The 12,857-nt window shown below is 59.2% G+C and carries 10 protein-coding genes; 3 read left to right on the top strand and 7 right to left on the bottom strand.

Annotation, left to right across the window (positions count from 1 at the left end; all coding sequences use genetic code 11):
- Nucleotides 1–11: 11 nt before the first annotated feature.
- The 5 genes from atpD to GS620_RS09530 form a co-directional block, all read right to left on the bottom strand.
- Complete coding sequence (atpD, locus tag GS620_RS09550; RefSeq protein WP_171118813.1) at nucleotides 12–1,436, bottom strand: F0F1 ATP synthase subunit beta; 1,425 nt, start codon at nucleotides 1,434–1,436, stop codon at nucleotides 12–14.
- A gap of 18 nt (nucleotides 1,437–1,454) precedes the next feature.
- On the bottom strand, nucleotides 1,455–2,333 hold the full coding sequence (locus GS620_RS09545; protein WP_171118815.1) for a F0F1 ATP synthase subunit gamma: 879 nt from the start codon (nucleotides 2,331–2,333) through the stop codon (nucleotides 1,455–1,457).
- Nucleotides 2,334–2,348: 15 nt separating this feature from the next.
- A complete protein-coding gene (atpA, locus tag GS620_RS09540) occupies nucleotides 2,349–3,887 on the bottom strand; it encodes a F0F1 ATP synthase subunit alpha (protein ID WP_152459013.1) in 1,539 nt (512 codons plus the stop codon).
- Nucleotides 3,888–4,448, bottom strand: coding sequence for a F0F1 ATP synthase subunit delta (locus GS620_RS09535; RefSeq protein WP_171232889.1), 561 nt, complete (start codon nucleotides 4,446–4,448; stop codon nucleotides 3,888–3,890). It lies immediately after the preceding gene.
- A 300-nt stretch (nucleotides 4,449–4,748) separates the two neighbouring features.
- A complete protein-coding gene (locus tag GS620_RS09530; RefSeq protein ID WP_152459015.1) occupies nucleotides 4,749–5,483 on the bottom strand; it encodes a class I SAM-dependent methyltransferase in 735 nt (244 codons plus the stop codon).
- 61 nt (nucleotides 5,484–5,544) lie between these two features.
- On the opposite strand from GS620_RS09530, the gene gloB reads away from it, so the two are divergent.
- The 3 genes from gloB (at nucleotide 5,545) to GS620_RS22025 (ending at nucleotide 9,837) form a co-directional block, all read left to right on the top strand.
- Nucleotides 5,545–6,312 (top strand): hydroxyacylglutathione hydrolase, encoded by a 768-nt coding sequence (gene gloB, locus GS620_RS09525; RefSeq protein ID WP_171615504.1) that lies wholly within the window; start codon nucleotides 5,545–5,547, stop codon nucleotides 6,310–6,312.
- Nucleotides 6,313–6,486: 174 nt separating this feature from the next.
- Nucleotides 6,487–8,811 carry an ATP-dependent Clp protease ATP-binding subunit ClpA gene (gene clpA / locus GS620_RS09520; protein ID WP_171168952.1) on the top strand — a complete coding sequence of 775 codons (2,325 nt, stop codon included), beginning with the start codon at nucleotides 6,487–6,489 and terminating at the stop codon, nucleotides 8,809–8,811.
- A gap of 138 nt (nucleotides 8,812–8,949) precedes the next feature.
- On the top strand, nucleotides 8,950–9,837 hold the full coding sequence (locus GS620_RS22025; RefSeq protein ID WP_171329243.1) for a YHYH protein: 888 nt from the start codon (nucleotides 8,950–8,952) through the stop codon (nucleotides 9,835–9,837).
- A 50-nt stretch (nucleotides 9,838–9,887) separates the two neighbouring features.
- On the opposite strand, the gene GS620_RS09510 is transcribed toward GS620_RS22025, so the two are convergent.
- Together GS620_RS09510 and GS620_RS09505 are read right to left on the bottom strand one after the other, a co-directional pair.
- Nucleotides 9,888–11,630 (bottom strand): peptidoglycan -binding protein, encoded by a 1,743-nt coding sequence (locus GS620_RS09510; RefSeq protein ID WP_171615502.1) that lies wholly within the window; start codon nucleotides 11,628–11,630, stop codon nucleotides 9,888–9,890.
- Between the two features lie 3 nt (nucleotides 11,631–11,633).
- Nucleotides 11,634–12,812 (bottom strand): biopolymer transporter ExbB, encoded by a 1,179-nt coding sequence (locus GS620_RS09505; protein ID WP_152459020.1) that lies wholly within the window; start codon nucleotides 12,810–12,812, stop codon nucleotides 11,634–11,636.
- Nucleotides 12,813–12,857: the final 45 nt, after the last annotated feature.

The raw sequence follows: 12,857 nt of genomic DNA, 5'->3' as shown, positions 1-12,857 counted from the left end.
AGGGATACTCCTTAGGCGGCTTCTGCGGCCATCTTCTCCGCTTTGGCGATCACTTCGTCGATGCCGCCAACCATCAGGAAGGCCGCTTCGGGCAGGTGATCGTATTCGCCGGCCACAACGGCCTTGAACGACGCGATGGTCACATCCAGAGGAACCTGAACGCCGGGCGAACCGGTGAATACCTCGGCCACGTCGAACGGCTGCGACAGGAAACGTTCGATCTTACGGGCACGGGCCACGGTCAGTTTGTCCTCTTCCGACAGTTCGTCCATGCCGAGGATGGCGATGATGTCCTGCAACGACTTGTAGCGCTGAAGGATCTGCTGAACGTCGGTCGCAACCTTGTAGTGCTCTTCTCCAACGATGGCCGGATCAAGCAGACGCGAGGTCGAGTCGAGCGGGTCAACGGCCGGATAGATACCCTTTTCCGAGATCGCACGGTTGAGGACGGTGGTCGCGTCCAGGTGCGCGAACGAGGTTGCCGGCGCAGGGTCGGTCAGGTCGTCCGCAGGCACGTAGATCGCCTGAACCGAAGTAATCGAGCCCGACTTGGTCGAGGTGATCCGTTCCTGCAAGGCGCCCATGTCGGTGGCCAGCGTCGGCTGGTAGCCCACTGCCGAAGGAATACGACCCAGCAGAGCCGACACCTCGGAACCCGCCTGCGTAAAGCGGAAGATGTTGTCGACGAAGAACAGAACGTCGGTACCGGACTGGTCGCGGAACTGTTCGGCCAAGGTCAGACCGGTCAGAGCAACACGTGCACGCGCACCCGGAGGCTCGTTCATCTGACCATAAACCAGCGCCACTTGGCTTTCCGACAGGTTATCGGGCTTGATCACGTTCGATTCGATCATCTCGTGGTACAGGTCGTTCCCTTCACGGGTCCGTTCACCAACACCCGCGAACACCGAGAAACCCGAGTGCACTTTTGCGATGTTGTTGATCAGTTCCATGATCAGAACGGTCTTGCCCACACCGGCGCCGCCGAACAGGCCGATCTTACCGCCCTTGGCGTAAGGGGCCAGCAGGTCAACAACCTTGATGCCGGTGACCAGGATTTCCGACTCGGTCGACTGTTCGTCGAACTCGGGCGCGGGCTGGTGGATGGCGCGGGTTTCGGATGCTTCGACCGGGCCTTTTTCGTCGATCGGTTCGCCGACCACGTTCAGGATGCGGCCCAGGGTGGCGTTGCCGACCGGAACCGAGATCGGTGCGCCGGTGTCGGTCACGGCCTCGCCGCGGACCAGACCTTCGGTCGCGTCCATCGCGATGGTGCGGACAGTATTTTCACCCAGGTGCTGAGCAACTTCCAACACCAGGCGCTTGCCGTTGTTGGTGGTTTCCAGCGCGTTCAGAATTTCAGGCAGCTGATCTTCGAAGTGCACGTCGACGACGGCCCCGATGATCTGTGTGACTTTGCCTTTTGCATTCGCCATGTTTCGTCTCCGGTTTTCTTACAGCGCTTCGGCGCCGGAAATAATTTCAATCAGCTCGTTGGTGATCACGGCCTGACGCGAGCGGTTGAACTGGATCGTCAGCTTGTCGATCATCTCACCCGCGTTGCGTGTCGCGTTGTCCATCGCGGACATCCGTGCACCCTGTTCAGACGCCCCGTTTTCGAGCAGAGCCGAGAAGATCGCAGTCGCAACCCCCTTGGGCAGCAGGTCGGCCAGAATGGCTTCTTCGCTGGGCTCGTAGTCGAAGATGGCACCGCTGTCGTCACCCGCCGCTTCGTCCTCGAACGAGGCAGGGATGATTTGCTGTGCCGTCGGGATCTGGGTCACGACGTTGACGAACTTCGAGTAGAAGATCGTGGCCACGTCGAACTCTCCCCCGTCGAAACGAGACAGGATGTCCTTCGCGATGTCCTGCGCGTTGGCATAGCCAAGACGCTTGACCTCGCTCAGGTCGATATGTCCAACGAACAGATCGCCAAAATCACGCTTCAGCGCGTCGCGGCCCTTCTTGCCGACAGTCAAAACCTTGACCGTCTTGCCTTTCAGGCGCAGCTCTTCCGCCTTTTGGCGGGCCAGCTTGGCGATGTTCGAGTTGAAGCCGCCGCAGAGGCCGCGTTCAGCTGTCATGACAACCAGCAGATGGACATCATCGCTGCCCGTTCCACGGAGCAGCTTGGGGGCGCTGTCGCTGCCCCCGACCGAAGCCGCCAGCCCTGCCATCACGGCATTGAACCGTTCGGCATACGGACGCGAGGCTTCGGCAGATTCCTGGGCGCGGCGCAGTTTTGCAGCCGCGACCATCTGCATGGCCTTGGTGATCTTGCGGGTCGATTTGACCGACTCGATCCTGTTTTTAAGGTCCTTAAGATTTGGCATATGCCCGCCTCTCCCTTAAGCGAAGGTTGCGGCGTATTCGTCCAGCGCAGCCTTGATCTTGTCGGAAGCGTCACCCTTGATCTTGGGGTCTTCGTCCGTGATCCACTGAAGCAGATCCGCGTGCTTGCCACGCAGGTGTGCCAGCAGGCCAGCTTCGTAACGGCCAACGTCGGACACATCGATCTTGTCGAGGTAACCGTTGGTACCTGCGAAGATGACGCAGACGATTTCAGCGTTGGTCAGCGGCGAGTACTGCGGCTGTTTCATCAGCTCGGTCAGACGCGCACCACGGTTCAGCAGCTGCTGGGTTGCGGCGTCGAGGTCTGAACCGAACTGCGCAAAAGCAGCCATTTCGCGGTACTGAGCCAGTTCCAGTTTAACCGGACCGGCAACCGACTTCATCGAGTTGGTCTGAGCCGAAGAGCCCACACGCGAAACCGACAGACCGGTGTTCACGGCAGGACGGATGCCCTGGTAGAACAGTTCGGTTTCCAAGAAGATCTGGCCGTCGGTGATCGAGATCACGTTGGTCGGAATAAACGCCGAAACGTCACCACCCTGGGTTTCGATAACCGGCAGAGCGGTCAGCGAACCCGCGCCGAAGTCTTCGTTCAGCTTCGCCGAACGTTCCAGCAGACGGGAGTGGAGGTAGAAAACGTCGCCAGGATAGGCTTCACGTCCGGGCGGACGACGCAGCAGCAGCGACATCTGACGATAGGACACAGCCTGTTTCGACAGGTCATCATAGATGATCAGCGCGTGGCGGCCGTTGTCGCGGAAGTATTCAGCCATCGCAGTTGCGGCGTAGGGTGCCAGGAACTGCATCGGTGCCGGGTCCGAAGCGGTTGCGGCCACAACGATCGAATATTCAATCGCACCGGATTCTTCCAGTTTCTTCACCAGCTGTGCAACGGTCGAACGTTTTTGACCGATCGCTACGTAAACGCAGTACAGTTTCTTCGACTCGTCGTCGCCTGCTGCGTCGTTGTAGGTTTTCTGGTTCAGGATTGCGTCCAGAGCAACGGCGGTTTTGCCGGTCTGACGGTCACCAATGATCAGCTCACGCTGGCCACGGCCGATCGGGATCATCGCGTCAACCGATTTCAGGCCGGTTGCCATCGGCTCGTGAACCGATTTACGCGGGATGATGCCGGGGGCCTTGACGTCTGCAACGCCACGCTTGGTTGCGTTGATCGGGCCTTTGCCGTCCAGCGGGTTGCCCAGACCGTCCACAACGCGGCCCAGCAGCTCGTCACCGATCGGAACGTCCACGATCGAGTTGGTGCGCTTGACGGTGTCACCTTCTTTGATGTCACGGTCGGAACCGAAGATAACGACACCGACGTTGTCGCTTTCCAGGTTCAGCGCCATGCCCATGATGCCGCCGGGGAATTCGACCATCTCACCGGCTTGCACATTGTCCAGACCGTATACACGGGCAATCCCGTCACCGACGCTCAGCACGCGACCGATCTCGGCCACTTCGGCTTCCTGACCAAAATTCTTGATCTGGTCCTTCAGGATTGCAGAAATCTCTGCAGCTTGGATTCCCATTTATCCGACCTCTTTCATTGCATTCTGTAGGGAGTTCAGCTTCGAACGGATCGAACTATCGATCATTTTCGAGCCCACTTTAACGACAAGACCGCCGATGAGGCTATCATCCACGGTCGCATTGATTGTCACCGTCTTGCCCACACGCTCGGACAGTGTCTTGGACAGTTTTTCCATCTGGGTCTTGGTCAGTGCCTTGGCCGAGGCAACCTCGGCGGTCACTTCGCCGCGCTCTTCGGCCAGCATGTCGCGCAGAACCTTCAGCAGTTGCGGCACGACGAACAGGCGGCGCTTCTGCGCCATCAGACCCAGCGTGTTGCGCAGGATGGGGTTCAGACCCATCTTGTCTGCGATCGCAGTGATCGCGCCTTCCTGTTCAGCGCGGGAAACCAGCGGCGATGCGATCAGGTCGCGCAGCTCTGCACTGTCGTCCAGCGCGGCTGCCAGATCATTGATGCCGGATTCCAGACCTGCAAGGTCGTTGTTCTCTTTTGCGATCTCGAAGATCGCGGTGGCATAGCGCTCGGCGATGCCAGTGGAAATCGAAGCTGGTTCGGACACGTCCACCCTTCCGATATTTTGGGCCCCGAATTCGCGTGCGGCAGCTACCCCGGGGGCGTGAAGAAACCCCGGCCAGACGGTCGGGGATCAAAATCACCGGGGATGTAGCAGAGCCGAACCAACCAAGCAATACGCTATAGCGGTAACAGATTTATCCACAAATTGTTATTTTTCATTAACTTACGGCAAGTGCGACGGTTTGAACACATTGGCCCAGTTGAAAAATGTTACGAATATGCAGGTTTTTGCGATTCCTGTGACTTTTTTTCCTCAATATTTCGCGTGGAATTGCCCGGGGTCTCAGGCGGGCTTCAGCAAGCCGTCCAGCGCCTTGATCGGTTTTTTGACCGCGTCCTTGGTCACGCTGCCGCTTGGCGGGCGGATATGTTTGCTGACTTCGACCATCAGCACCCCACCGGCCATGACCGTCGGAATCCGCTGGCCGGTCTTTTCGATCAGGTTGCCGGATTTCAACCAGAATCGCCGGAACGACGGAGGCATATACAAGGCCGAGCAATGCACCTCGGGCAGGAAGTGATGCGCCTTGAGCTGGTTCTCCAGCTGAGTTGCCGAGTACGGGCGCCCGAACCCGAACGGGGTCTTGTCCGACCGTGACCACAGACCCGCCCGGTTGGGTACTATGAAGACGGCCCGGCCACCGGGGCCCAGCACGCGCCAGCATTCGTCAAGCAACTGGTTTGGCCGTTCCGACGTTTCCAGCCCATGCATCACCACAAGCTTGTCCACGTGGCCGGTCTCGATCGGCCAGAGGGTTTCTTCGGTCAGGACCGAAACGTTGGGCATGCCTGCCGGCCATGGCATCACGCCCTGTGGTCCCGGCATCAACCCGATGACCCGGCGCGCATCCGATAGGTAAGGGCGCAGCAAAGGCACCGCAAAACCGAATCCCGCCACTGTCTGGCCTTTTGCTTCGGGCCAAAGCTCGATCAGACGCCCGCGAATAGCCGCCTGCGCCGCACGCCCCAATGTGCTGCGGTAATAGAAGTTCCTCAGATCCTGTACATCAAGATGCATTGCGGACATCCGGTCAATCGGCTTAGCTGGGCGTAGTCTAGCAATGAAAGGGCAAAAGGCCATGCCTCTTGAAATCGTTACAATCCCGTGCCTGAGCGACAATTACGCCTTTCTGGCGCATGACGCCGTCACTGGCCAGACCGCTCTGATCGACGCGCCCGAGGCCGCACCGGTCCTGAAGGCGCTGGATGACCGGGGGTGGACGCTGTCACATGTGCTGTTGACCCATCATCACTGGGATCACGTGGACGGGCTGACGGGAATTTTGGCCAAACATCCGGCAAAAGTCATCGGGGCCGCCGCTGACGCAAATCGCCTGCCGCCGCTGGATCAGCAAGTTACCGAGGGGGACAGTTTCGAGATCGGCGGCGAACCGGTTCAGGTTCTGGACGTTTCCGGGCACACGGATGGCCATATCGCGTTCTACATGCCGGAGAGTTTCGCCGCGTTCACCGCCGACAGCCTGATGGCGCTGGGTTGTGGGCGCCTGTTCGAGGGCACACCCGCGCAAATGTGGGTCTCTTTGAACAAGCTGGCCGCCCTGCCGGACGACACTTTGGTCTGTTCAGGGCACGAATATACACAATCCAACGCCAAATTCGCGATTACAGTCGATCCCGAAAACCAAGCCTTGAAAGATCGCATTGCGGATATCGACCGCGCGCGTGCGGCCGGAAAAGCCACTGTTCCTTCGACTCTGGCCCTTGAAAAGGCCACAAATCCGTTCCTGAGGGCCGCAGATCCGGCGATTCAGGCGAAATTAGGTATGGTGGGCGCTGACCCCGAGGCCGTTTTTGCCGAAATTCGGGCTAGAAAAGACCGGTTCTGATGCCTATTTGCTCCTCTTCAGGGCCACGGTCACAACAAATGTGACTGTCAAGTGAAAGAAAACCCTTGAAGCCGGGCCACGATCAACCAAACTCTAATAGTATGAGGACATGGTTGGGATGGGGTTCCGGCCAAGAAACCGCCCCCTTCTGACCCAAGACAGAGGAGCACCCGCGTGCCTTCATTCTCGAGCACATTGGAACAAGCCATCCACGCGGCCCTGGCGGCTGCGAATGAACGGCGCCATGAATTCGCAACGCTGGAGCATTTGCTGCTGGCCCTTCTGGAAGAACCCGATGCCGTGCGCGTCATGAAAGCGTGCAGTGTCGATCTGGACGAGTTGCGCAGCACTTTGGTGGAGTTCATCGACGAGGATCTTTCGAATCTGGTCACAGATATCGACGGATCCGAAGCCGTACCCACCGCAGCGTTCCAGCGCGTCATTCAGCGCGCGGCGATCCACGTTCAAAGCTCGGGCCGGACCGAAGTGACCGGCGCCAACGTTCTGGTCGCCATTTTCGCCGAACGCGAAAGCAACGCCGCCTATTTCCTGCAAGAACAGGACATGACCCGTTACGATGCGGTCAATTTCATCGCGCATGGCGTCGCCAAGGATCCTGCCTATGGCGAAAGCCGCTCGGTATCCGGTGCGGATCAGGTGGAAGAAGACGCCCAGACCACATCCGGCGAAGCCGAACAGAAAGAAAGCGCGCTGGGAAAATACTGCGTGGATCTGAACGCCAAGGCTCGAGCGGGCGATGTCGATCCGCTGATCGGGCGCTCGGACGAGGTGGAACGCTGCATCCAAGTGCTGTGCCGCCGCCGCAAGAACAACCCGCTGCTGGTGGGGGATCCGGGTGTGGGCAAGACCGCCATCGCAGAAGGCCTTGCGCACAAGATCGTCGGTGGCGAGGCCCCCGACGTGCTGGCCAACACCACGATCTATTCGCTGGACATGGGCGCGCTGCTGGCCGGAACCCGCTATCGCGGTGATTTCGAAGAACGTCTGAAAGCGGTTGTGACCGAGTTGGAGGATCACCCGGACGCGGTGTTGTTCATCGACGAGATCCATACCGTGATCGGTGCCGGGGCGACCTCGGGCGGGGCTATGGATGCCTCGAACCTGCTGAAGCCTGCGCTTCAGGGCGGCAAGCTGCGCACCATGGGCTCGACCACCTACAAGGAGTTCCGTCAACACTTCGAAAAGGACCGTGCGCTGAGCCGCCGGTTCCAGAAGATCGACGTGAACGAACCTTCGGTGGAAGACAGCGTAAAGATCTTGCGCGGGCTAAAGCCCTATTTCGAAGAGCATCATGACATCAAATACACCGCCGATGCCATCAAGACGGCGGTGGAGCTGTCGGCCCGCTATATCAACGACCGCAAACTGCCCGACAAGGCCATCGACGTGATCGACGAGGCCGGCGCGGCGCAGCATCTGGTCGCGGAAAGCAAGCGGCGCAAAACCATTGGCGTCAAAGAAATCGAGGCGGTTGTCGCCAAGATCGCGCGTATTCCGCCCAAGAACGTCACCAAGGATGATGCGTTGGTGCTGAAAGACCTCGAAGCCTCGCTGAAACGGGTGGTGTTTGGTCAGGATCTGGCCATCGAGGCGCTGTCCAGCGCGATCAAACTGGCCCGTGCCGGTCTGCGCGAACCTGAGAAACCCATCGGCAACTATCTGTTTGCCGGTCCGACGGGGGTTGGCAAGACCGAGGTGGCGAAACAGCTGGCAGATACCCTGGGCGTGGAACTGCTGCGTTTCGACATGTCGGAATACATGGAGAAACATGCGGTTTCCCGCCTGATCGGTGCCCCTCCGGGCTATGTCGGGTTTGATCAGGGTGGTCTGCTGACCGACGGTGTCGACCAGCATCCGCATTGCGTGTTGCTGCTGGACGAAATCGAAAAGGCCCACCCGGACGTGTTCAACATCCTGTTGCAGGTGATGGACCACGGCGAGCTGACCGATCACAACGGGCGCACGGTGAATTTCCGCAACGTGGTGCTGATCATGACATCGAACGCGGGCGCGCAGGAACAGGCCAAAGCCGCCATCGGCTTCGGTCGCGATCGGCGCGAAGGCGAAGACACGGCCGCGATCGAGCGCATGTTCACACCGGAATTCCGCAACCGTCTGGATGCCGTGATCTCCTTCGCACCGCTGCCGAAAGAGGTCATTTTGCAGGTGGTCGAGAAATTCGTCCTACAGCTTGAGGCACAACTGCTGGATCGTGGCGTGACCATCGACCTGACCCCAAAAGCTGCCGAGTGGCTGGCCGACAAGGGATATGACGACAAGATGGGTGCACGCCCGCTGGGTCGCGTGATCCAGGAGCACATCAAGAAACCCCTGGCCGAAGAGCTGTTGTTCGGCAAGTTGGCCAAGGGCGGCGTGGTTCGTGTCTCGGTCAAGAAAGGCGAACTGGATCTTGAAATTCTTGGCCCGGACCAACGGCGCATTTCAGGAGACAAACCACCTCTGTTGACGGCAGACTGACCAAAATACAGACAACTCCTTCAAAGCCCGGCGATCCCCATCGCCGGGCTTTTTCTCTGCTGGCAGCATAAAGTGCGACGGAAAAAGACTTCTGCTGCGTGTCATCTTCAATGATGAACGCAAGACAGGGATCGACACGTGAGCAAAATTTCAATCCTCTGGGGCGCCGCCTTTGCCCTATCCGCCGTTGCCGCTGTGGCAACTGCACAGCACAGGTTTCGCTATCACGACGAAACGACCGCAGAACCGTTGAGGTTGGTGCCCGCAACCGAAAACCCCGGGAAAAGCAGCGCTTTGGTGAAAGAAAAAGGCGGAAAAATCAAAGTGACGGGCAACGGCATTCCTGATCATCTGGTTGGCCGGTTTCCAAACCAAGGCAATCCGCACCGGATCGAACAGCAGAAGGTCAGGTTGAAATTGCCTGCAAATCCAACGGCCAAAGGTGCAATCACACCGCTGCAAATGGGGTGGAACTTTGGCGTGTCACTCAACGGGGTTGTGTTCGACCCGCTGGCGGCCGAGTTCTGGCATGGCGACCCCGGATCCGGGTGGTCCTACAATGCCTTGGGTGGCGCTGTTTCCTTGGGATTGGACGCCAATTTTGCCCATGTACAGCCGAATGGAAAATATCACTATCACGGTGTACCGACAGGGTTGGTCAAGCTGCTGGGATGGTCACCGTCCGAGCATTCACCCTTGATCGGCTATGCCGCAGATGGTTTCCCGATATATGCCGTCACTGGCGTCGTAGGGGGCAAAGTGACCGAAATGACGTCGTCCTATCGTCTGAAACCCGGCAACCGGCCGGGTGGCGCTGCGCCGGGCGGGCGGCATGACGGCACCTTCAACGAGGACTACGTTTTTGTTCAGGGTCACGGCAATTTGGACCAATGCAACGGCGCCTTCACCGTTTCAGCAGAATACCCTTCAGGAACCTATGCGTACTTTCTGACCGAGGATTACCCCGTGGTACCCCGGTGTTTCATGGGCACTCCGGATCAAAGCTTTCGCTTTGGCAGACGGTAATCGGTTTGACCCCATCACGCAGATTACCCAGGCAAGAGGCATGGGTTTTGCTATCTTTCCGTGAGTTTCAGCTCGATCCGGCGGTTCTGTGCCCGCGCTTCGGGCGTGTCAGCCGGATTGACCGGCTGGAATTCACCAAACCCGTTTGCTGCCAGACGATTGGGCGGGATGCCCAGCGCGTCGACCATATAGCGCACGACAGACAACGCGCGACCCTGGCTGAGTTCCCAGTTGTCCCGGTATCGGCCTGAACCGGCCAGCGGAACGTTGTCGGTGTGGCCGTCGACCCGGATCACCCAGTTCAGACCGGGTGGAATTTCGGCGGCGACACTGCGCAGGATGTTGGCAACTTTCGCAACCTCCTGCTGCCCTTCCGCGGACAGCACGGCTGATCCTGTCGGAAACAAAACCTCGGACGAAAAGACAAAACGGTCGCCTTCAATCCGCACGCCTTCCTGATCGCCAAGGACATCCCGAAGACGTCCGAAAAATTCCGAACGATAACGTTGCAGATCTTCCGCCTGCGCTGCCAGTTCCTCATTCTGACCGGCCAGTGCTTCGGCCTCGGCCTCGAGACGCAGGCGTTCGGCTTCTTCCAGCAGGCGGCGGCGGCGTTCTTCCGAAGCGGCACGGGCCAGCGCGGCATTCAGGTCCTGACCCAAAGTCTGGATTTGGATTTCGGCGGCCTCGTTGCGCTCTTCGAAATCATCCAACAGGGCCTGCAATGACCCCAACTGCCCGCGCAGGGCGGCAATCTGCTGGTTGAGAAGTGCCGCCTCACGCTGGGCCTCGGCTGAGATTTCTTTCTCTTCCGACAATGTCGATTCGGCCAGAGCCAGCAAAGCCTGCTTTTGTACGGCCAGGGTGCGTTGCTCATCAGCATCCACCTGCGCTTGCGTTTGCGCCTCCAGGGCGGCTTCAAGCTGGGCGCGCAATTCATCAGGATTCACGTCGCCGAATTGTCGCTCAAGCTCCGCCCGCGCGGCTTGCGCGGCGGCCAGAAGAGTCAGCGTGTCTTCGGTCTCTTTGCGTTGTGCCTCCAACGCGAGCGTCATGGCCGTCAGTTCGGCATCCGCATCCTGAAGACGGTTTCGCAATGCCTCGGCAGCAGCGGCTTCGACCAGGCGGGCGGCTTCTTCATCGCTCAGTTGCTGTTCAAGGGCGGCAATTTCCGCCGCGCGTTCATTGCCGCTTTGCTCCAGATCCGCAACCAATGCTTCCAGTGCCTCGCGGCGGGCGGCTGCCAATCGGGCAGCTTCCGTCTGCACATCGATTTCCTCGCGACTTTGTGCAAGGGCAAGGTTCAGCGCCTCTTGTTCCGTCAGCAATTGCTCGCGCTCAGTCTCAAGCGCTGCGATGTCGCCCAAAGCCTGTTCCTGCTCGGCAAGCAGCGCCGCAACCTGTGCTTCGAAATTCGTGATACGGGTCTGCGCCTGATCCAGCGCGGCGGCCTGACGGTCGCGTTCGGTGGTCAGTGAGGCGATCAGCGACTGCGCTTGCGCCAGATCGTCTTCGGCCTGCGACAGCGTCGTGTTCAACGCACCCAGCCTTGCCTGCAAGCGGCTGTTTTCACGCTCTTCCAAACCAAGCGCGCCCGCAAGCGCGGCAACTTCGTCTGCCAGTGTCGTCAGTTCGTCTTCCTGCCCCGAAATAGTTTCGCGCAGAACAAACTGAATCACCATGAAAATGGTCAGAACGAATGTCAGCACCATCAACAGCCCGGTCATCGCGTCCACGAATCCGGGCCAGACCGAGCCCTGGAAGCGTTGACCGGTGCGGCGGGACAGCGCCATGGGTTACTCTCCTTCCGGCGTGGTGCGCACCGCGCCTCGAGGCAGGGTCAGGGCCTTGACCAGCAGTTCGATATCCTTGCGGAATTCGTTCATGCTTTCCTGACGACCCGCCGAAATCTCTTCGAGAATGCGCAGCAACTGCACGTCCATCGAGCGCAGGCGCATCCGGCTTTCGGCGTCGATTCCATCGCCTGCACCGTGTTCGCGCATGTGGTCAAGCAAAGCATCCTGCCCCAGCGCGACACGCTCCAGAGCCGAAGTGACGCTTTCGGTATTGGCCTGGCGATTGTTCATCTCGGCAATCACATCGACCAGTTGCCCCAGCTTGGCCGAAACCTCAGCCCGCTCGCTTTCCTGAGCGGCAAACAGATCCTGCAACGCATCCATCTGTTCGGACATGGCATCCAGCACAGGTGTCAGTACGGCGATCTCTGCTCCACCCTCTTCACCACCGGCAAATCCGACGCGGGTGATCGAGGACAACCATTCTTCGAGCTCGCGATAAAAGCGGTTCTGCCCGTGCCCGGCAAACACTTCGAGCAAACCAACAATCAGCGATCCCGCCAAGCCCAGCAGAGAGGACCCGAACGCAACACCCATCCCTTGCAACTGCGCCTCGAGCCCCGTCATCAGGCGATTGAAGACGGCCAGCCCCTCTTCGCCTTCCTGCGGGTTCAGGCTGCGGATGGTGTCGACAATGGCTGGAACGGTTGTCGCCAGGCCAAAGAACGTACCCAGCAGACCCAAATAGATCAGAACATTGGTTATATAACGCGTGATTTCCCGTTCTTCTTCGACACGCTCGGCCACGGAGTCCAGAATGGACCGGGTTGAGGTGGAACTGATCTGCGAGCGCGCGCCTCGCTCGCGCAGCAGCGAAGCCAAAGGCGCCAGCAATTGCGGTGTGCGCGCATCTTCGCGAACGACGCCCCCGACAAAGGCCTCGATCCAGCGCACGGACCCGATCAGTTGCGTAACCTGATAAAAACAAGCGAGGACGCCGATAAGAAATACGATCAGAATGAAACCATTCAGATACGGATTGGCATAAAAAACCGGCAAAACGTATGGCAGCGCCAGAAACACCCCCAGCCCGGACAGGCCGATCGCCATCAACATCAACAGAATTTGTCGAATTGGATGCGAGAAATGGGGTCTCGCGCCCTGATGTGCCTGCGCCATGCGCGTGGTTCCCGGTATTTGCCTGCTTTGCGTCGAATCTAGCGG

Source organism: Ruegeria sp. HKCCD6428 (genome assembly GCF_013110595.1).
In the GTDB taxonomy this organism is placed as follows: domain Bacteria; phylum Pseudomonadota; class Alphaproteobacteria; order Rhodobacterales; family Rhodobacteraceae; genus Ruegeria.
This window is presented reverse-complemented; position numbering and strand designations above follow the sequence as displayed.

What these genes read in the sequence shown, in the direction of transcription:
- atpD (WP_171118813.1), bottom strand. Translation starts at nt 1,436, where the DNA reads ATGGCGAATGCAAAAGGCAAAGTCACACAGATCATCGGGGCCGTCGTC.
- GS620_RS09545 (WP_171118815.1), bottom strand. Translation starts at nt 2,333, where the DNA reads ATGCCAAATCTTAAGGACCTTAAAAACAGGATCGAGTCGGTCAAATCG.
- atpA (WP_152459013.1), bottom strand. Translation starts at nt 3,887, where the DNA reads ATGGGAATCCAAGCTGCAGAGATTTCTGCAATCCTGAAGGACCAGATC.
- GS620_RS09530 (WP_152459015.1), bottom strand. Translation starts at nt 5,483, where the DNA reads ATGCATCTTGATGTACAGGATCTGAGGAACTTCTATTACCGCAGCACA.
- gloB (WP_171615504.1), top strand. Translation starts at nt 5,545, where the DNA reads ATGCCTCTTGAAATCGTTACAATCCCGTGCCTGAGCGACAATTACGCC.
- GS620_RS09510 (WP_171615502.1), bottom strand. Translation starts at nt 11,630, where the DNA reads ATGGCGCTGTCCCGCCGCACCGGTCAACGCTTCCAGGGCTCGGTCTGG.
- GS620_RS09505 (WP_152459020.1), bottom strand. Translation starts at nt 12,812, where the DNA reads ATGGCGCAGGCACATCAGGGCGCGAGACCCCATTTCTCGCATCCAATT.